This is a genomic window from Merdimonas faecis (assembly GCF_001754075.1).
Taxonomy (GTDB): Bacteria; Bacillota; Clostridia; order Lachnospirales; family Lachnospiraceae; genus Merdimonas; species Merdimonas faecis.
Map to the genome: position 1 here is coordinate 12,930 of NZ_MIEH01000006.1, position 18,776 is coordinate 31,705.

The following is an 18,776-nucleotide window of genomic DNA, read 5'->3' on the forward strand; positions in this document are numbered from 1 at the left end:
GGAGCGGAATATCTGCCGCTCCCGCTTTCAAATATTGCTATTCCGACGCCTCGGCTACTTCCTGAGCCGTAGCTCTCACATCTGCCATAATATCCTCGGCGGACTTACCGTCCAGTCCTTCCTGCAGACTTGTCATATAGGTGTTTACAAGGCTTCCATCAATACACTGATCCAGCCACTCTGCGATTGCCGTATAGTCCTCGGCTGTTACATACGCATCTGCAATAACAGGATCGGAATTCTCCTCGGTAATGCCATCGATCAACGCATTGGGAAGTCCTGTTTCACTGGTCTGCTTTTCTGCCTGCTCACGGGTCGTCATAAACTTCAGGAAAGCAACTGCTTCATCTGGATGCTCGCACTCTGCGGATACAGCATAGTTCTCAGATCCTCCTGTCACTGTAGTAGCCGCAGCATCTCCTTCTGCTCCGTTGGGAATCGGAATCTTGAAATAACCATATCCATCTTCTCCCATCCCATCGGTATAGAAAGAAAACTGACTTGTTGCATCCAAGATCATCCCATGCTGCCCGGCAATGAATTCCTCACGTACCTGATAGTAATCCTTGGAATTGACATTGCTCCCAAAATAACCATTGTCATTAATATCCAACAGCGTCTGTACTGACTGCTCATATCCGGGATCTGTGAATTCTCCGGAAGCCGGATTATAATCTTCGGTTCTCACTGCCTCATCTACAAAGTTGGCATTAAACTGCCCTACATACCACATGGTATACCACTTATCAGAATTCCCAAACGCAATCGGGTTTATATCCTTAGCTTTTAACGTCTCGCATACATCGATAAATTCATCCCAGGTGGTAGGAACTTCCAATCCATTGTCTGCAAAAATCTGCTTATTATAAAGCATGTACAGCACGGCACTCCGATAAGGAACAGCATAATTCTTTCCCTCATATACACTGCTGCTGAGGAAAGATGGAAGGAAACTGTCACGCCATTCCGGATCTTCATCCATGTAAGGTGTCAGGTCCAGTGTTCTTCCGGCCCTTGTAAACCGATTCAGGCATTCTCCGCCCCAGGCAAAGAAGATATCCGGCAAGTCACCGCCTGCTGCAAGTACACTAAGCTTTTCCTTGATCGCCTGGTCACTGATATTCTCATACTCAATCTCCACGCCAGGATTCTGTTCCTCAAAATCTGCAATTGCCTGCTCAAAATATCCTTTATATTCTTCCTCGGGATGTTTATCCAGGAAAGTGAGCGTAATCGTATCTCCGTCTGATCCGCTCTCTCCACCGCCCCCACAGCCCACTGCAAGCGAAGCTGTCATGGCCAGCGTCAGAATTACTGCCAGCATTCTTTTTTTCATAATCTGTTCCTCCTTTTCTCTACAATTGAAGATTGATAATTTCCGGCAGCCTGGAAGGATCGACGTCATATCCCACGCCAAGCGCGCCGTCTTTGACGATCACTGTAGCTGCAAATTGCGCAGCCTTCTGCAGCGAAATCGTTATCTTATCTCCACCGACATCCGGCTCGTCAGCCTCCGCCGCAAGATAATTCATTAAAAAAGCACTGATATAGGCATCCCCAGCCCCCATTGTATCCACAGGTTTCACCGGACAGATATCCTGCTTATAAAACCGCTTTCCGTCAAAAGCAACTGCCGGCTTACTTCCTCTTGTCCCCACAGCTATTGCACTCCCACTTGCTACACATTTTCTTAAAACCTCTTCTGTCTCGCTTTCCGTCAAATGACTGCATGAGAAGAAGCCAAAACTGATATAGGGAGAAATTTCCTTTATATCTTCTTCCAAGAAATTGTCATAAAAATCATAACAAATACGGACACCTGCAAGAGCCAGCTTCTTGATCTTCTCTCTGTTGACCCTGGCTCCCCAGCTGATACAAGCCACATCGAATTTTTTAATGTACTGTATTTCATCCTCCGTAAATACAAATGGATATAAATCTGTGACACCCTTTCGATTCCAGTCAATAAAAACCCGGTCTCCATCCTTTAGATCAACCAAGGCATATCCGCTGGAACCATGTTCGTGATGGGAATAACTAGTATCGACCCCAGCTTCTTTCAACGTCTCTTCGAGGATCTGTCCGACTCTGTCATCTGCAAAAACACCCATGAAGCCACTATCTGCACCCTGTAATTTTGCATTATAAGCAATATTGTACTCATTTCCTCCTGGATACATTCTGTTCATGTGACAATAAATATCCATTGTCGCTATTCCAATCCCTATAATTTTAATCTTTTTCATTTTCTCTCCCGATTTAACATGTATTAATACGTCTTATATTTATACTAATCCGCACTCACCTTTTTGTCAATATATTTATCCTATAATCATCTTTTTTATGCAGATTTCACAATTTACAGCTCCTTTTTTTGACAAAAATAAAAAGGAACCCGTCTGTTGTCAGACTCGTTCCTTTTGAAAATCAATCATAATTTGTATCTAGTTGTATTATCTATACATACCACCTGATATAACGGTCGTTGTCCCCCCTTACCCAGTCCTTCACCGTGTGGATAGGCTCGCCACTCATATCAAACACACACATTTCACTCTCTATCACTGGCGTACCACGAGATAAGCCCAGCGCTTCTGCAATCTCCTCATCTGCGAACGTAATCTTAATACTTCTCCTTCCTTTGTTGGAAGGCACCATGTGATATTTATTGATCAATATATCATACAAGGATCCTGTCAGATCTTCTTCCTCCAGAGTAACCAGTTCTGGCGGCAAATGATTTTCTTCCACTGTGACAGGAACCCCATCTGCTTTACGCACCCGCTTCAGCACAAAAACTTTTCCTCCTGTCTTGCTTCCAAAAAACCTGCGATCCAACTCCGACTGGATCTCCTCGACTCCTGTCTTCAGGATTGTTGATGTCAGACTTACTCCTTGCATCCTTGCATCTTCAGAAAAACTGGTAACTCCTATTGGCAGTCTAAGCATGTCTGAATTTGCAACAAAACTACCTTTTCCCTGGACTTTTATGATATAGCCTTCTGCTGCCAGTTCCTCCATCGCATTACGTACTGTAACACGGCTCATCCCATACTCCTTCTGAAGTTGCGCTTCCGATGGAAGCTTATCTCCTGCTTTTAGAAGTCCGGTTCGGATTTCCTTTTTTATCTGATTCTTCAACTGAAGATAAAGCGGCATAGGATTCACTTTCTCAATTACAGCCATAGTCCATTCTCCCGACAACATATATTATGACTTGTATTATCATAGTCTAATCATATCCCATAAATATCGGTTTTGCAACTGTCTTTTTATTGACATGCACTCTGCTTCATATTAATATGTCTTATAACGTATTATTTTTTTGTTTATGAGGAGACTATACTATGAAATTCAGGATTTTCTTCCGATTTACAACTGTTATGATCCTATATTATATTTCCTGCTGTGCAATAATGGGCTTTGCTGCTCTTTTTATGCAATCCAGAGGATTCACCAATACAGAGACCGGCTTATTCTTCACTTGCTCTTCCTTTCTGTGTATCGTTCAGCAGATGCTCTATGGGGTCGCCCTGGATCGTTTCCCCCGCCTGTCAGCCAGGCATTTTCTTCTTGGCTTTGGCGTAATTTCTATCCTACTTGGCATACTTCTCAGTTTCACAACAAAAAAAACGGTTCTTTTTATATGTTATACATTACTTAATTCCTGCATACTTACATCCTCATCCCTTATCAACACTTTTGGCATTGAATTTGTCAATGCCGGGATCCCTCTCAATTTTGGTTTGGCACGAGGCCTTGGTTCTCTTTCCTATGCCTGCTCCTCCCTGTTTCTCGGCAATATAATCAGCCACTATTCTGTATCTGTGATCCTGCCCGTACATATTGCAACGCAGTGTGTGCTTTTACTCCTTCTGTGCCTTCATACGGTCAATACTCCCGGATCATCAACTATGCCAACAGAGCTTCCTTCCGAATCATCTCATAACATGCTCTCGTTTCTGCGGGCAAATCCATTTCTTCTTCTTTTATTTACTGGAATGCTGCTTCTCTATTTCAGTTACACAGTGATCAATAATTTTCATATTAATATTATTGAAGCAACTGGTGGCGGCAGCCGCGAACTCGGCATATCCACTTCTATCGCCGCATTGTTGGAACTTCCTGCAATGGCTGCCTTCACCCCACTCTCCCGGAAAATACTTCCCCGGACTCTTCTATTAATCTCCTGTGTCTTCTTCTTTCTTAAAATATCTATGCTTTTCTTTGCCGGGAATATTATTGATGTATATGCTTCACAGATCCTCCAGTTTTTTTCTTACGGAATTTTCGTCCCTGCATCTACATATTACATCAATTCCATTCTCCCGCCATGCGACAAAATGAAAGGGCAAAGTGCATTGGGAATCTTTACTTTTGGTCTAAGCGGTTTAATTTCCAGCCTTTTATGCGGCGCGTTACTAGATCTTTTCTCAGTAAAAATCATGTTAGGCTGCTTCAGTCTGCTTGCATTAGCAGGCTTGATAATAACCATCATAGCCTGTCGAAAGTTACACGCCTATGAAACTCTTTAATTTAAGCAACAGGATAATGATTGTAATACCGTTCCCCCCTGTTAACACCTCTGCCGGCCTGCCAGCACCACCCCGCCAAGGCCCATTGCCGCCATAACAAACCACCCGGCAGCCTGCGCCCGGTCGCCTGTGTCAGGGGCCTCTCCCGAGCCATCCGGGCTACTCGAGCTGTCCGGCAAGACAGCCGCCTTTCTCTCCTTATATCGGATGGTGTAGACATTTCCACTTTTTTCTCTCACCAGCCTGACCATCTGCTGCTGATCCGGCTCTGGTTCCCCGTCTGCAGGATAGGCCGGGTCTGAGGGATCCAGCGGCTGTACGATGATCTGATCTCCTCTGGTTCCGGTTCCTCTTTCCTCATAAAACAAACTGCCGCTTTCATCTTCCACATGGCGTATGGTGTATTCTGTATCCTCCACCGGGATCCAGCCTGCATACAAGATCAGGTCCTCCTCCACCGGCTTCCCAAAGTCCCACGCAGTCATTGTATCCTCCCCGCCGGAGGGTTCTTCGAACCATCCCAGGAAAATGTATCCGGCACGGATGGGAGCCTCCGGCTCCCGGGCACATTCCCCGGCCCGGACGGATTGCTCCGCAGGAACTTTGGACACTTCTTCTTGATCCGCCTGCACATCGAACCTTACCGTCCGGTCTGCCGGCGTCCGTCCGGCATACACACGGACGTGATCCGAGGGCATAAGGAACCCCTGAAGAGGTTCGCCTGCGGACGTTAACGCCGGACTGAGATACCAGCCGGTAAACTTCTGATTTTTATGCTCCGCTTCATTCTCCGGAACATATGCCAGGGTCACCTCATCCCGGTAGGTCACTTCTTCCGTATAGAGAACCCGGCTTTCCCCCTGATCGCTGACGTCCACATAATCCAGCCGGAAGGTGTCCCGCTTCATATAAATGTAAATGTGAGAACTCACTCCACGGAACACGCATTTCCCGTCCGCCTGGATCTGAAGGGGGCTGATAGGGATACGATTTCCCTGTTCGCAGGCCTCCGGCGAAGCGCCGGTGGTATACCAGCTCTCCTCACAGGTCAGCCCCTTGGGGTGCAGGACCGTAACCTCCGCGCCGTACACAGTCGGATCCTTGTCCACCTGAACACTTTCCTGGCGGACTTTCCGGTAAGTCCCGTCACTTCGCTCCTTAAAATAAGTCAGGTAAACTGTGTAAGAATCCCGCTCCAGCCAGGGATAAGCATCGAAGGTATGATTACCAAGAGCCAGGTCCTGGAAATAAAAGCTGTCCAGATGGCGCCCGCTGGCCTCAAACTCATCCCGCACTCCCAGGAATTCCATATCCTGGTGCTGTGTCCTCTCCATGTAATGCTTCTCCATCTCATCATAGGAGGGGAAATCTTCCGGCAGCGGCGCGCCGTATTTCCCCTGCGCCGTATACCAGACCTCTTTGTTGGGGATCAGAGAATCACTGGAGTCTGATTCGTGGGCCGCTTCCTCGTGGAGACGAATGGTCCAGATCTCCCGGTCATAATACAGGTTCAGAACGGCTTTCCCATCCGCCGTCACCACCGTGTCGTCACAGCGGGCATAGTCAAACCCATAGTAATCTCCGTAATATTCCGAATCCGGGAACCAGTCCGCCATCTCCCCGGCCCGCTCCACATCCTCCCTGGAAGCCGTTACCCTGCTGCCCGTTCTGGCCGTCCGCACCTCAGTCTCCCCCAGCAGCGAGTATCTCTCGTCCTCTGCGTTTTCCATCCACCGCAGCACAGTATACTGGCTCTCCCCCGGCTCCCAGAGGGCCTTCAGTACCGTCTCCCCTTCCGGCATCACCTCCGGCAGCTCCTGATCCCATCCCTGGAAAATGTATCCTTGCCGGACCGGTTCCTCCACTGCTCCAATCTGGTCACGGATATCCTGTCCCGCCCAGCCGTACAGAGGTGGGATATAAGTCCCCTCCGTCTGAAATGTAACCCGGTCATAAAAAAGCCTTGTATAGTAGATCTTCTTCGTCCCTTTTCCATCTGCCGCTACCAGGATCGTCATATCCTGCCCCGGTTCTTTCTTACAATGATCAAAATCCCTGTGAGGAACATTTACCCTTCTTCCCGCCGGTGCCCGGTAAGTCTCCCTTGCCAGCAGGGTCTCCGCCCCCTGATCCCGCGCAATGTATTCCACTGTATACTCTGCCTGCCCGCCCCCAGCCTCCGCGCTTACATGCATAGCGGGAACGCACAGCGACAACAGAAGAAGTGCAAAAGCCGCCCGTCTTCTCATCCCTCTCATCTGCCCTTTATTCCTTTCTCTTTTGCAAAATGGCCGTATCACTACCGTTCCGCATTATACCATTTCAGGAAGGAAAAAACTGCAAGTAATATTTTCCAGAGAAGAGGTGCTGCTCTAAGTATGATTTTATTGTTCCCTTTACTTCTCCATAAGAAAGAGGTTTATTTCACAAGAGGCCAACTTAATTTTTTAATTCATTTTGAAATGTTATCCTTTATGTAAGCACATACAGCTTCGCAGACTACAGTCCATTTTATATCACCCACATAGAAATTATCATTCTTATATAGATCCCACAAATTCAATAATCCTTCATCTGTTGATATTTCATTCACGATTTTTTCTACTTGCTCCGAACCAAATGTAGTCTTTCGTTTCATGCAGGTTGCTGTAAATGCTTCTGCCAGCACCTTCTTATCGATACTGACTTTATTTCCTACTACAATCTCATACACATCATAATAATCTCGCATCCGCGTTGTTGTAATTCCCCTTGCCAGAATGGTCTGGATCTTTTCTGCAAGAAGAGTTTCCGGCGTGTAAGTCATCAGTTCGATATTCCTGTCTTCAAACATAAGAGGATAACTATAACGAATTGCTGAAGGTGTAATGACATCATCAGTAGAGAGATCTATCTTAATCCTCTGTTTCAAACGGTCAAGTCTGGCTTCCAGCACCAACCGGACCCCTGGATATTCAAAGTCGGTCATGATTTCAGATACTTTTACGATTTCAAAACTGATCCCGTCCTCAATCTGAATGTGAATGATCTCACTGACAATCTTCACAGCTTCATCTTCATTCAGGGGCAGCGCCCTGATCGTTGTATCAATATCCATGGTTGCTCTTGTGTCAATTCCAACTAACGAAGCGACAAGCATGCCGCCTTTTAATATAAAATTATTTCGATAAGGGGATATCGAAACTCTTTCCAGAAAGCGCTCCATAATAAAATTACGGATCAGCATCTGTGCAGTCTGATTATCGCCATGAGAAATATTTCTCACTTTATCTTTTAACTGTTTTGATGTATGGATCATGCCAGCACCTCCACATATTTCATAACCTCGTCACGTATTTTCAGCTTTTCTGCATAGCGAACCAGAACCTGTAACCTTTTTCCTGAGTCTGACATATATTCTTTCATTACAATCTGAAACGTCTGCACATCCATCTTTTTCCGATTAATTACCGCATCACAGATGGCGCGTTCCTTATCATAGACTACAATCTGATTCCCATATCCCGATTCAGCTACAGTTTCTCCCAATTCATACAAGTCTTCCTTTAGCGATCTTACCTGGATTTTCTTTTTTCTCAAATGAACTGCATTATACCCCTGAGGAACAGTCACTTCAATCCTACTGTATTCCCGATCTGTAAGCCCGTGGATATAAAGTGCTGTTTCCCCGGAAAAAATAATCTTAGGATTCATTTTCTGCAACAAATACAGTTCATCCGGCCAGATATCCGGCGCTGCATAGATTCCATGAGCTACTCTTTCATATCCATTTTCCTTTACAAATTTTGACAGATAAGTTTTTGAAATCTTATGGCTGAGCACCTCTGCCGTAAATAAATATCCATTATTCTCATCTGACAATTTCCATAAAATATCTTTTTTCATAATACCGCCTTGTTTACTTTTTTGTCCTAATTATATATTATTTAGACACAAAAGTAAACTTCAAATAATACGAAAAATATTTTTCCAAAAAGGGCACTTTTCTAAAATTCTCTTTTAGAAAAGTGCCCTTTTTTCGCGCATATTAACAGACTTATTATAAAACTAGTACAGCTTCGCCCCTGCCGGGATACTGTCATCCACCATCAGAAGGTTCAGCCCCTCATGGCCGTCGTACTCATACACGGCGCTGATCAGCATACCGCAGGAATCAATGCCCATCATCTTCCTGGGCGGCAGATTTGTGATGGCGATACAGGTCTTGCCCACCAGTTCCTCCGGCTCATAGTAATCGTGGATCCCGCTTAAGATCACCCGGTCCTCGCCGGATCCGTCGTCCAGAAGGAACTTCAGAAGCTTCTTGGACTTGGGAACCGCCTCACATTCTTTCACCTTCACAACCCGGAAATCCGACTTACTGAAGGTATCAAAATCAACAAACTCCTCAAACAGCGGCTCAACCTTCACCTTGGACAGGTCGATCTTCACCGCCGGCGCCTCCGCTGCCCGGACTGTGGTCTGGGCTGCGTTGTTTGCCTCGTTCTTTGCAGCGCCCTGTGACTTCATTGTGGGGAACAAAAGCACGTCACGGATCGCAGCGCTGTCTGTCAACAGCATACACATCCGGTCGATACCAAATCCGATTCCGCCTGTAGGCGGCATACCGATTTCCAATGCATTTAAGAAATCCTCATCTGTGGTATTGGCTTCCTCGTCTCCCTGTGCCAGGAGTTCTTCCTGTGCCTTAAAACGCTCTCTCTGATCGATAGGATCGTTCAGCTCGGAGTACGCGTTTGCCATCTCCCAGCCGTTCATGAAGAACTCGAAACGCTCCACGTATTCCGGATTCTCCGGTTTCTTCTTGGTCAGCGGAGAGATTTCGATCGGATGATCTGTTACAAATGTCGGCTGGATCAGGTGCTCTTCCGCAAACTCCTCGAAGAAGAGGCTTAAGATATCACCTTTCTTATGACGCTCCTCATACTCTACATGATGCTCGTCCGCCAGCTTCTTTGCATCTTCCGTGGTCTTGACTTCATTCCAGTCCACACCGACATATTTCTTTACAGCATCCACCATAGTGATCCGTTCAAACGGTTTCCCCAGATCCATTTCCACACCATTGTAGGTAATGGTGGTGGTTCCCAGAACTTCCTGCGCTACATGGCGGTACAGATTTTCGGTAAGATCCATCATTCCGTTATAGTCTGTGTATGCCTGGTACAGCTCCATCAGGGTAAATTCTGGATTATGTCTGGTATCCAGACCCTCGTTACGGAATACACGGCCGATTTCATAGACTCTTTCCAGTCCGCCTACGATCAGTCTCTTTAAGTACAGCTCCAGAGAAATACGGAGTTTAAAGTCCTCATTTAATGCATTAAAATGTGTCTCAAACGGTCTTGCGGCAGCTCCTCCTGCATTGCTTACCAGCATCGGAGTCTCTACCTCTAAGAATCCCTGCCCGTCCAGATATCTGCGGATAGAGCTTAAAATCTTTGAACGTTTGATAAAGGTATCTCTTGCATCCGGATTCATGATCAGGTCCACATATCTCTGACGGTAGCGCATATCAGTATTGGTCAGTCCGTGATATTTTTCCGGCAGGATCTGAAGACTCTTGGACAAAAGCTTCACTGCAGAGGCATGGATGGAAATCTCACCGGTCTTAGTCTTGAAAACTTCACCCTCGATTCCCACGATATCTCCGATATCCAGTTTTTTGAAATCCTTGTATGCTTCTTCGCCTACGCTGTCTCTTGCCACGTAGGACTGGATGTTTCCACTCTGATCCAGAATATTACAGAAGGAAGCCTTTCCCATCACACGCTTCTGCATGACACGTCCGGCCAGGGACACCTGCTTCCCTTCCATTTCCTCGTAATTCTCTTTCACATCCATTGCATGACAGGTCACATCATATTTCGTGATCTCAAATGGATTTTTCCCGTTTGCCTGCAGGTCTGCCAGCTTTTCCCGGCGAACCTTGCGGAGCTGATTTACATCCTGCTCCTGTCCTTTTTTCTGCTGCTCTCCCATGAATCCTCATCCTTCCTGTGCCAGCGGCCAAAAAGGCGGCGGCTGACCCTTTTACTTTTTACCTTTTACGCTGAACGGCTGATCTCCAGCACTTTATACTGGATATCTCCTGCCTGTGTCTCTACATCTACTACATCGCCCACAGATTTCCCGATCAGGGCCTGTCCTACCGGAGATTCGTTGGAAATTTTTCCTTCCAGGCTGTTGGCCTCTGTGGAGCCTACAATCTTAAATTCCATTTCCTCGTCAAAAGTCACATCAAATACCTTGACGGTACATCCTACGTTGATCTTATCGTAGTCTACTTCATCCTCTACGACAACCTCTGCATTTTTCAGGATGCCTTCCAGCTCTTCAATCCGGGCCTCTATATCACGCTGCTCGTCTTTTGCAGCATCATATTCTGCATTTTCAGACAAGTCGCCCTGCTCTCTTGCTTCTTTGATTTTGCCGGCGACTTCTTTTCGCTTTACAACCTTCAGATGCTCCAGCTCGTCCTCCAAAGCCTGTAAGCCTGCATAAGTCAATAATTTTTTCTTTGCTTCCATCGTCTTTCCCTTCCCTTTTCACACTTTCTTTTTATATGTTAACCGAAAGAAATTGGTTTTTTGTATGCTCAGACATGCATAAAATTATTGAAATTAAAGATACTTTCACAATTTCATTATTATACAGAAACACATCTGCCATGTCAACATTTTTGTGCCGATCAGCATGATAAAGTATATGTCGGACTTGCTTCTTTTATTATCGGTTCTCTAGGTTATTTTTTCATCCAGAAGCGCTTCCAGCTCTTCGTAGGATTCCACCTGGTTGATCTCATCACGCAGCTTCGCAGAACCCGGCAGGCCTTTCGTATACCAGGCCACATGCTTGCGCATTTCCCGGATTCCTAAGTAACCGCCTTTGAACTCGATCTGGAGCCTGGCGTGACGCAGCATCGTCTCCTTCAGCTCCTTTGCCGAAGGGCGGCCCGGCATCTGCCCGGTCCGTTCATATTCCAGAAGATCCCGGAATATCCAGGGATTTCCCTGGGCGCCGCGGCCGATCATAATCCCGTCGCAGCCGGTCTCCTCTTTCATTTTTAATGCCTTCTCTCCGGAGGTCACATCACCGTTGCCGATCACCGGGATGGAGACGGCCTCTTTCACCTTGCGGATAATCTCCCAGTCCGCCTGGCCCGAATAATACTGCTCTCTGGTCCGTCCATGCACCGCCACAGCCGCGCCCCCGGCTTCCTCGATCACCCGGGCGATCTCCACCGCATTGACGCAAGTTTCGTCAAAGCCCTTCCGGATCTTTACCGTCACCGGCTTTTCAATGGCCCGCGCCGTCTGGTACACGATCTCATACACCAGCTTCGGATTCTTCATCAGCGCAGATCCCTCGCCGTTTTTCACAACCTTCGGCACCGGGCAGCCCATATTGATATCCAGGATCTGGAACGGCAATTCCTCGATCGCCTTCGCCTGCTCGCTGATGATCTTAGGATCCGAGCCAAACAGCTGCAGCGACACCGGATACTCTCTGGGATCAATGGACAACAGCGCCTTTGTATTTCTATTTTTATATTGCAGTGCCTTCGCACTGATCATCTCCATACACAAAAGTCCCGCTCCCTGCTCCTTGCAGAGCAGCCGGAACGGGCGGTCAGTCACTCCCGCCATCGGGGCGAGAATGTATGGATTCGCAAGTTTTACGTTTCCTATCTTCATTTGGGGACACCCTTAGTGACGATTGGGGACGTACTCCAACGCCAAAGGTGTACGTCCCCCGTCACTTTTTACTTTCTATTTTTCTCAAATATGATCCGCAGCCCTTTCAGTGTCAGCTGTGGATCGTACACATCTACTACATCAGTTTCTGCCACGATCATCTTGCCCAGGCCTCCGGTTGCCACTACTTTTGCGTCTGTGTAGCCGGATTCCTCTTTCAGGCGCCGGATGATATACTCGGTCTGCCCCACCTGGCCGTACAAAAGGCCGCCCTGCATGCTGGCGACAGTCTCTTTTGCCAGGATGGACGATGGCTTTTTGATCTCAATGGCCGGCAGCATATCGGCCTCGCCCCACAGCGCCTGGGCTGAGGTCCGAAGGCCGGGGGCGATAAGCCCTGCCTCAAAGGTGCCGTCCGGTCCGATGATGTCATAGGTTGTGGCAGTGCCAAAGTCTACCACGATCACCGGTCCACCGTGCAGCGTGTAAGCGCCTACGGCGTCCACGATCCGGTCCGGCCCTACCTGCCTGGGATTTTCCGTGACGATCCGGATTCCGGTCCGGATCCCTGCCGATACTACGACCGGCTTGATATGAAAATATTTGATAATAGCGCTTCCCAGGGAATGCATGATATCCGGCACTACTGATGCGATGATCACATGATGGATCTCACTGCTTGGGATCCCGTGCCGCTCCACCAACTCCTGCAGCGTAATGCCGTATTCATCGGACGTGCGTGGCTGCTTGGACTTCATGCGGAAGGTGCCAAGAATCTCCTCGCCCCGGAATACGCCAAGCGTAATATTGGTATTTCCTACGTCTATGACAAGCAACATAATCTTTCTATAACTCCTCCCCCAGGAAAAATACCCGGTAATATAACTGCAGGGACTCCAGAAGATCCTGCTTCTCCGTCTGGAGCTTTTTGATCTTCAGCGCACTGCCGATATCATCGAACATGGGATCGCCTTCCTCCGAAGCCACCTCGAAGCACAGACTCCCATCCTCTTCATATACCAGCGTCAGGATTCCCCCCACATCATGGACATACAGCACGCACATGATCTTCAGCTCATTTTTAATATCATCCGGAAGCTGTTCAAAATCCGGGTTCAGATAATATTTCTCTGTATAAGAATTGGCGCCGCAGAGCACCACCTTTTCTTCATACATGCCAGTTCCTCCTAAGCTTTCCTGCTCTTTTCCAGCGTTGCCGCCATCACGGCCTTGATCGTATGCATCCGGTTCTCCGCCTCATCGAAGACCTTGGACTGTTCCGATTCGAAAACCTCATCGGTGACTTCCATATCCTGGATGCCGTATTTCTCATAGATTTCTTTTCCAATCGTGGTCTTCAGGTCGTGGAACGCCGGCAGACAGTGAAGGAAGATTGCCTTCTCTCCTGCATTCTGCATAACTTCTTTTGTCACCTTATACGGACTGAGCTCCCGGATACGCTCTTCCCATACCTCGTCCGGCTCACCCATGGATACCCACACGTCTGTATAGATCACGTCTGCATCCTTTGTGCCTGCCATGGCGTCCTCCGTCAGCGTGATCGTCCCGCCGCTCTCTTTAGCATAGCCTTTACAGGTCTCCACCAGTTCTTCATTCGGGAAATATTTTCCTGTCGTACAGGCCACAAAATGCATCCCCATTTTGGCACAGGCGATCATCAGGGAATTGCCCATGTTATACCGTGCGTCTCCCATGTAAACCAGTTTGATACCCTTAAGCTTTCCAAAATGCTCCCGGATCGTCAGAAGATCCGCCAGCATCTGGGTGGGATGATATTCGTTGGTCAGTCCGTTCCACACCGGAACACCTGCATATTTTGCCAGCTCTTCTACGATCTCCTGGCCAAATCCTCTGTATTCAATACCGTCATACATCCTTCCCAGAACTCTGGCGGTATCCTTGATACTTTCCTTTTTCCCGATCTGAGATCCTTTGGGATCTAAATATGTAGTACCCATTCCCATATCATGGGCCGCGACTTCGAAGGAACACCTGGTGCGGGTGCTGGTCTTTTCAAAGATCAGAGCAACGTTCTTCCCGCGGTAATCATCCACGGGAATCCCCTGCTTCTTTTTCTCCTTCAGGTCAGCTGCCAGATCCAGAAGATAGGTGATCTCCTCCGGAGTAAAATCCTTGAGTGTCAAAAAGTTTCTTCCTATTAAATTCATTGCCTATCGCTCCCTTATTTCGTGTCTTCTTCCTTCGCGCCCACTTCTGTCAGAGACTTTACCAGCCCTGCAATGCCCTGGATCTCGGATGGAATAATGATCTTCGTTGCCTTTCCATCCGCCGCCTTTTCAAAAGCTTCCAGGCTCTTCATCGTCAATACCGCATCGTCCGCACCAGCTTCTTTCAGGAAACGGATACCATCCGCCGTTGCCTGCTGCACCTTCAGGATTGCCTCGGCCTGACCTTCCGCCTCACGGATGGTAGCCTCTTTTTCCGCTTCAGCCCGGAGGATTGCCGCCTGCTTATCGGCCTCTGCATTCAGGATCGCAGATTCCTTATGTCCTTCTGCTACCAGAACGGTAGATTTCTTCTCACCTTCGGCCCGAAGGATCGCCTCACGTCTCTCACGCTCTGCCTTCATCTGCTTCTCCATTGCATCCTGGATTGCCGCCGGAGGAATGATATTTTTAAGCTCTACACGAGTAACCTTGATACCCCATGGATCCGTTGCTACGTCCAGAGACGCCCGCATTTTCGTATTGATCGTTTCTCTGGATGTCAGTGTCTGATCCAGTTCCAGATCACCGATGATATTCCGGAGGGTGGTCGCCGTCAGGTTTTCAATAGCCATGATCGGGTTTGCCACTCCATAACAGAACATCTTCGGATCCGTGATCTGATAAAAGACAACCGTATCAATCCGCATGGTAACATTATCCTTTGTGATTACCGGCTGTGGCGCAAAATCTACCACCTGCTCTTTTAAATCTACTCTTCTTGCCACCCGGTCGATGATCGGAATCTTAAAATGAAGACCGGTCCCCCAGGTCGCCTGATAAGCTCCCAGTCTTTCCACTACCAGCGCCTGCGCCTGTTTTACAATCTTTACACAGGAAATCAGAATTGCTATCACAATGCCCAGTAAAATGATTCCTAAAATGCTTCCTAACATGTCTTTTCCTCCCTCGCTCTCACTATAAGATGTACGCCTTGAATCCCGTCAATAACGACTACTGTATTCTTAGCGATCCTTCCATCTGGTTCGTCTGTTTTTGCCGACCACTCCTGACCTTTGACTTCCACAACACCTTTGGCATGGATGGTGTCTACCTCTTCCACCACAAGGCCCTGCTGCCCGATCAGACTCTCCGCATTGGTCTTTTGCCTCTCCTGGTTAAAATACTTTACCGCGATCGGCCTGGTCAGCAAAAGCAGTACTACCGACACCACAAGAAATACCACTATCTGAACAGCAAGCCCAAATCCCAGCCATCCGGCCAGAAAGGCCGCCAGCGCTCCCGCTGCAAACCAGATCGTCGTAAGCCCCATGGTAAGGATCTCAATGATCAGAAGGATCACGAACAGTACCAGCCAATAAATTGTCTGCATAGGCATCTCTCCTTACGCATTATAGTATAGTATTACTTTCTCCTTATCTTACTATACTTTATGGCAGAAAGCAATTCATTCCCTTGTCATCCTCCTGCTTTCCTCATTCCGCAGTCCTGCTTCTTCGCTGCCGCCCCGCCTCAAACATCAGGACCGCTGAAGCGATAGCCGCATTTAAGGACTCTACCTCTCCCGCCATAGGAATCCGGATGTAGGTATCCGCAAGGTCTGCGATTTCCGGTCTCAGGCCATTGCCCTCATTTCCTATTAGAAAGGCGCACGGCTTCCGGTAATCCTCCTCGTCATATGCCCGTTTTCCCTCCAGGTGCGCCGCATAGGTACAGATTCCCCGTTTTTTCAGGTAGCGGATCCCTTCTTCCAGGTCCTGGATGTAATAAAACGGCATCCGGAAGATGGATCCCATCGTAGACCGTATCGTCTTGGGATTATAAATATCCGCACACTCGCCATCCAGCAGGATGCCTGTAACGCCTGCGCCTTCCGCAGTCCGAAGGATCGTTCCCACATTGCCCGGGTCCTGCAGACGGTCCAGCACCAGCATATGCGGGCACGAGGCGTCAGCAACCTCTTCCAGACTGTAGGAAAGCTGCCCCACCACGCACAGGATCCCCTGCGGCGTCTGTGTATCGGAAAGATAGGCAAATACTCCGTCCGATACCAGCTCCGGCCGGATCCCGCATGCTGATGCGCGCCGGCGGATCTCTTTCCCCTCTTTTCCTTCACAGCTTTCTGATATATAAATTTCCTGAAGAAGCTTCTCCGGGATTTCCCGAAACATACGGATCCCTTCTACCAGAAACACGCCTTCCGCATCCCGCGCCTTTTTCTTCTTTCTCAGCTGCACGATCCGTTTGATTTTTGCATTTGATGTACTTGTGATCATTTTATCCTCTCCAGATCCTCATTATGCCCTACCAGGATCAGAACTGTCCCCGCTTCCAGCGCTTTTGCCGGATCCGGATTGACCTCTACCTCATCTCCCAGCTTCGTTCCTACCACATTCACCCCATAATGCTTCCGCACATCCAGTTTTTGCAGAGACTGGCCTACCCAGTGCTTCGGAATCATAGTCTCCATAATGCTGTAGTCATCCGACAGCGTAATCCAATCCGCAAAATTCGCAGACATCAGGTTTTTCGCAACTCTGGCGCCCATCTCCATCTCCGGAAATATCACCGCGTCCGCCCCGATCTTCTGCAGGACTTTCGCATGCAGCTCTGTCTTTGCCTTTGCAAGCACATACGGGACACCCAGGTCTTTGGAAACCAGCGTAGCCATCACACTGGCCTCCATATCGTCTGCAACAGCTACCACGACTCCATCCAGATTTCTGGTCCCAAGAGATCTGATCACCTCCGGATCTCCTACATCCGCCTTTATCGCATAGGAAACTTTACTCGCAATCTCCTCGATCCGCTCCATATGATTATCTACAGCCACAACCTCACATCCCAGGCTCTGCAAAGTTATTGCCACGCTTTCCCCAAAGCTTCCCAAACCAAAAACCGCATATTGCTTTTTCATTATATTCACTCCTCCTATCTTCTCACTCTGTGATTATCCGACCATGATCCTTTCCTTAGGCAGCTCGCGGATCTTATCCCGCGGATTCATCTTCCCGGCAAATACCAGCATCAAAGTTACAGGTCCAATCCGTCCGATATACATCAATATCATCAGCACTGCCTGGCTCAGCCTCGTCAGATTCGGCGTCAGATCCGCCGTCAGCCCCACGGTTCCGATTGCTGATGACGCTTCATAGATCACATCAATCGCAGCAATCTGGTCCGATTCAAAAGTCAGGATCAGAAAGATTCCGACCAGATATGCGGAAACTGCCAGAACAGTAACAGCAAACCCACTCCTGAAGTTTTCCGTAGATATCTTTCTCCCCAGACATTCAATGTCGTTACCGCCCTTGACAAAGGTCATACAGCCTAAAAACAGCATAACAAAGGTCGTTGTTTTTACGCCCCCGGCAGTTCCTCCCGGCGACCCTCCGATAAACATCAGAATACTGTTCACCAGCTTTGTTTCTGTATGAAGTCCTGACTGCGAGATGGTAGCATACCCGGCGGTTCTGTTCGTAACAGACTGGAAAAAGGATGCCATTACTTTTTCTCCCAGAGACATTCCGCCCAGCGTATCTGGATTCCGGTACTCCAGTACAAATACCAAAACAGCTCCCAGCACGATCAGGGAAACCGTCGCAAGAAGGACCAGCCTCGACTGCAGCTTTAACCGGGTGAACCACCATTTACGCGGCACTTCATGCTTATAGATTTTCTTTCCGTTTCCTATTACATCAAACCATACTGTAAATCCAAGGCCCCCCAGGATGATCAAAAGCATTGTTGTAATGTTGATCAGCGGATTCCCGGCATATTTTGTGAAGCTTCCAGACCCCAGGATGTCAATGCCCGCATTACAGAAGGCAGAAATCGAATGAAACACAGAATACCAGATTCCGCGGATCACTCCATACTCCGGCACAAACTGAAAGGAATAGAACAATGCTCCCGCTCCCTCTACTACAAATGTGCCGATAATGACCTTTTTTACCATACCGACCATTCCGCCCAGCTTATCCATATTATAGGTTTCCTGGAGAACCACCCGCTCCTTTACTGTGATTTTTTTTCGCAGTATCAGAAAAAATGCAGTAGCACATCCTATGACTCCCAGACCGCCGACCTGGATCAGGATCAGAAGGATCACCTTCCCAAGAAGCGTAAACTGTACTGCCGGTGTAATAGTTACCAGCCCTGTCACGCAAACCGCCGTCACAGAAGTAAACAAAGCATCCATAAACGCAATCGGCTGTCTGTTACATACCGGAAGCCATAAAAGAAAGCCTCCCAGAAATATAACTCCCAAAAAACCAAAGACAAGTATCTTCATGGTATCCCATCGGATACTCCATTTTTTGCGATGCATATATTTT

General features: G+C 48.0%; 18 protein-coding genes. 1 reads left to right on the top strand and 17 read right to left on the bottom strand.

The genetic code is table 11. The annotated features are described in order from the left end of the window. Nucleotides 1-37 precede the first annotated feature (37 nt). The 3 genes from BKD12_RS02050 to BKD12_RS02060 all read right to left on the bottom strand — a co-directional run bounded on the left by BKD12_RS02050 (nt 38) and on the right by BKD12_RS02060 (nt 3,186). Complete coding sequence (locus BKD12_RS02050; protein WP_070087669.1) at nt 38-1,336, bottom strand: ABC transporter substrate-binding protein; 1,299 nt, start codon at nt 1,334-1,336, stop codon at nt 38-40. 19 nt (nt 1,337-1,355) lie between these two features. Continuing rightward, on the bottom strand, nt 1,356-2,246 hold the full coding sequence (locus tag BKD12_RS02055; RefSeq protein ID WP_083262793.1) for a PfkB family carbohydrate kinase: 891 nt from the start codon (nt 2,244-2,246) through the stop codon (nt 1,356-1,358). 211 nt (nt 2,247-2,457) lie between these two features. Continuing rightward, nucleotides 2,458-3,186: a GntR family transcriptional regulator gene (locus tag BKD12_RS02060; protein ID WP_070087670.1), complete on the bottom strand. Its 729-nt coding sequence runs from the start codon at nt 3,184-3,186 to the stop codon at nt 2,458-2,460. 161 nt (nt 3,187-3,347) lie between these two features. Here BKD12_RS02060 and BKD12_RS02065 point away from each other — a divergent pair, with 161 nt between their 5' ends. Continuing rightward, on the top strand, nt 3,348-4,535 hold the full coding sequence (locus BKD12_RS02065; protein ID WP_070087671.1) for an MFS transporter: 1,188 nt from the start codon (nt 3,348-3,350) through the stop codon (nt 4,533-4,535). A gap of 41 nt (nt 4,536-4,576) precedes the next feature. Here BKD12_RS02065 and BKD12_RS02070 read toward each other — a convergent pair whose 3' ends face one another. The 14 genes from BKD12_RS02070 to BKD12_RS02135 all read right to left on the bottom strand — a co-directional run bounded on the left by BKD12_RS02070 (nt 4,577) and on the right by BKD12_RS02135 (nt 18,769). Continuing rightward, nucleotides 4,577-6,793, bottom strand: coding sequence for an InlB B-repeat-containing protein (locus BKD12_RS02070; protein ID WP_070087672.1), 2,217 nt, complete (start codon nt 6,791-6,793; stop codon nt 4,577-4,579). Between the two features lie 194 nt (nt 6,794-6,987). After that, nucleotides 6,988-7,833 (bottom strand): nucleotidyl transferase AbiEii/AbiGii toxin family protein, encoded by an 846-nt coding sequence (locus BKD12_RS02075; RefSeq protein WP_070087673.1) that lies wholly within the window; start codon nt 7,831-7,833, stop codon nt 6,988-6,990. Beyond that, nucleotides 7,830-8,420, bottom strand: a complete 591-nt coding sequence (locus BKD12_RS02080) for a type IV toxin-antitoxin system AbiEi family antitoxin domain-containing protein (RefSeq protein ID WP_083262795.1) — start codon at nt 8,418-8,420, stop codon at nt 7,830-7,832. Before BKD12_RS02080 ends, BKD12_RS02075 begins: the two co-directional genes overlap by 4 nt. A 162-nt stretch (nt 8,421-8,582) precedes the next feature. Then, nucleotides 8,583-10,517 (bottom strand): lysine--tRNA ligase, encoded by a 1,935-nt coding sequence (gene lysS / locus BKD12_RS02085; RefSeq protein ID WP_070087675.1) that lies wholly within the window; start codon nt 10,515-10,517, stop codon nt 8,583-8,585. A 65-nt stretch (nt 10,518-10,582) separates the two neighbouring features. Then, nucleotides 10,583-11,065 (bottom strand): transcription elongation factor GreA, encoded by a 483-nt coding sequence (greA, locus tag BKD12_RS02090; RefSeq protein WP_070087676.1) that lies wholly within the window; start codon nt 11,063-11,065, stop codon nt 10,583-10,585. 210 nt (nt 11,066-11,275) lie between these two features. Beyond that, nucleotides 11,276-12,232: a tRNA dihydrouridine synthase DusB gene (gene dusB / locus BKD12_RS02095; protein WP_070087677.1), complete on the bottom strand. Its 957-nt coding sequence runs from the start codon at nt 12,230-12,232 to the stop codon at nt 11,276-11,278. A gap of 68 nt (nt 12,233-12,300) precedes the next feature. Next, a complete protein-coding gene (locus BKD12_RS02100) occupies nt 12,301-13,071 on the bottom strand; it encodes a type III pantothenate kinase (RefSeq protein ID WP_070087678.1) in 771 nt (256 codons plus the stop codon). 7 nt (nt 13,072-13,078) lie between these two features. Further along, complete coding sequence (locus BKD12_RS02105; RefSeq protein WP_070087679.1) at nt 13,079-13,408, bottom strand: DUF6145 family protein; 330 nt, start codon at nt 13,406-13,408, stop codon at nt 13,079-13,081. Nucleotides 13,409-13,419: 11 nt separating this feature from the next. Further along, on the bottom strand, nt 13,420-14,421 hold the full coding sequence (argF, locus tag BKD12_RS02110; RefSeq protein WP_070087680.1) for an ornithine carbamoyltransferase: 1,002 nt from the start codon (nt 14,419-14,421) through the stop codon (nt 13,420-13,422). A gap of 14 nt (nt 14,422-14,435) precedes the next feature. Next, a complete protein-coding gene (locus BKD12_RS02115) occupies nt 14,436-15,374 on the bottom strand; it encodes an SPFH domain-containing protein (RefSeq protein WP_070087681.1) in 939 nt (312 codons plus the stop codon). After that, nucleotides 15,368-15,811 (bottom strand): NfeD family protein, encoded by a 444-nt coding sequence (locus tag BKD12_RS02120; protein WP_070087682.1) that lies wholly within the window; start codon nt 15,809-15,811, stop codon nt 15,368-15,370. Before BKD12_RS02120 ends, BKD12_RS02115 begins: the two co-directional genes overlap by 7 nt. A gap of 103 nt (nt 15,812-15,914) precedes the next feature. Then, nucleotides 15,915-16,715 (bottom strand): TrmH family RNA methyltransferase, encoded by an 801-nt coding sequence (locus BKD12_RS02125; RefSeq protein WP_070087683.1) that lies wholly within the window; start codon nt 16,713-16,715, stop codon nt 15,915-15,917. Continuing rightward, complete coding sequence (locus tag BKD12_RS02130) at nt 16,712-17,356, bottom strand: potassium channel family protein (RefSeq protein ID WP_070087684.1); 645 nt, start codon at nt 17,354-17,356, stop codon at nt 16,712-16,714. The genes BKD12_RS02125 and BKD12_RS02130 overlap by 4 nt, the downstream gene beginning before the upstream one ends. A gap of 33 nt (nt 17,357-17,389) precedes the next feature. Next, the gene (locus BKD12_RS02135; RefSeq protein WP_070087685.1) at nt 17,390-18,769 is read right to left on the bottom strand and encodes a TrkH family potassium uptake protein; all 1,380 of its coding nucleotides are present in this window, start codon (nt 18,767-18,769) and stop codon (nt 17,390-17,392) included. Nucleotides 18,770-18,776 lie beyond the last annotated feature (7 nt).

Excerpts from the sequence above, each read along its gene's own strand:
- BKD12_RS02050 (WP_070087669.1), bottom strand. The coding sequence starts at position 1,336 with ATGAAAAAAAGAATGCTGGCAGTAATTCTGACGCTGGCCATGACAGCT.
- BKD12_RS02055 (WP_083262793.1), bottom strand. The coding sequence starts at position 2,246 with ATGAAAAAGATTAAAATTATAGGGATTGGAATAGCGACAATGGATATT.
- BKD12_RS02060 (WP_070087670.1), bottom strand. The coding sequence starts at position 3,186 with ATGGCTGTAATTGAGAAAGTGAATCCTATGCCGCTTTATCTTCAGTTG.
- BKD12_RS02065 (WP_070087671.1), top strand. The coding sequence starts at position 3,348 with ATGAAATTCAGGATTTTCTTCCGATTTACAACTGTTATGATCCTATAT.
- BKD12_RS02070 (WP_070087672.1), bottom strand. The coding sequence starts at position 6,793 with ATGAGAGGGATGAGAAGACGGGCGGCTTTTGCACTTCTTCTGTTGTCG.
- BKD12_RS02075 (WP_070087673.1), bottom strand. The coding sequence starts at position 7,833 with ATGATCCATACATCAAAACAGTTAAAAGATAAAGTGAGAAATATTTCT.
- BKD12_RS02080 (WP_083262795.1), bottom strand. The coding sequence starts at position 8,420 with ATGAAAAAAGATATTTTATGGAAATTGTCAGATGAGAATAATGGATAT.
- lysS (WP_070087675.1), bottom strand. The coding sequence starts at position 10,517 with ATGGGAGAGCAGCAGAAAAAAGGACAGGAGCAGGATGTAAATCAGCTC.
- greA (WP_070087676.1), bottom strand. The coding sequence starts at position 11,065 with ATGGAAGCAAAGAAAAAATTATTGACTTATGCAGGCTTACAGGCTTTG.
- dusB (WP_070087677.1), bottom strand. The coding sequence starts at position 12,232 with ATGAAGATAGGAAACGTAAAACTTGCGAATCCATACATTCTCGCCCCG.
- BKD12_RS02100 (WP_070087678.1), bottom strand. The coding sequence starts at position 13,071 with ATGTTGCTTGTCATAGACGTAGGAAATACCAATATTACGCTTGGCGTA.
- BKD12_RS02105 (WP_070087679.1), bottom strand. The coding sequence starts at position 13,408 with ATGTATGAAGAAAAGGTGGTGCTCTGCGGCGCCAATTCTTATACAGAG.
- argF (WP_070087680.1), bottom strand. The coding sequence starts at position 14,421 with ATGAATTTAATAGGAAGAAACTTTTTGACACTCAAGGATTTTACTCCG.
- BKD12_RS02115 (WP_070087681.1), bottom strand. The coding sequence starts at position 15,374 with ATGTTAGGAAGCATTTTAGGAATCATTTTACTGGGCATTGTGATAGCA.
- BKD12_RS02120 (WP_070087682.1), bottom strand. The coding sequence starts at position 15,811 with ATGCAGACAATTTATTGGCTGGTACTGTTCGTGATCCTTCTGATCATT.
- BKD12_RS02125 (WP_070087683.1), bottom strand. The coding sequence starts at position 16,715 with ATGATCACAAGTACATCAAATGCAAAAATCAAACGGATCGTGCAGCTG.
- BKD12_RS02130 (WP_070087684.1), bottom strand. The coding sequence starts at position 17,356 with ATGAAAAAGCAATATGCGGTTTTTGGTTTGGGAAGCTTTGGGGAAAGC.
- BKD12_RS02135 (WP_070087685.1), bottom strand. The coding sequence starts at position 18,769 with ATGCATCGCAAAAAATGGAGTATCCGATGGGATACCATGAAGATACTT.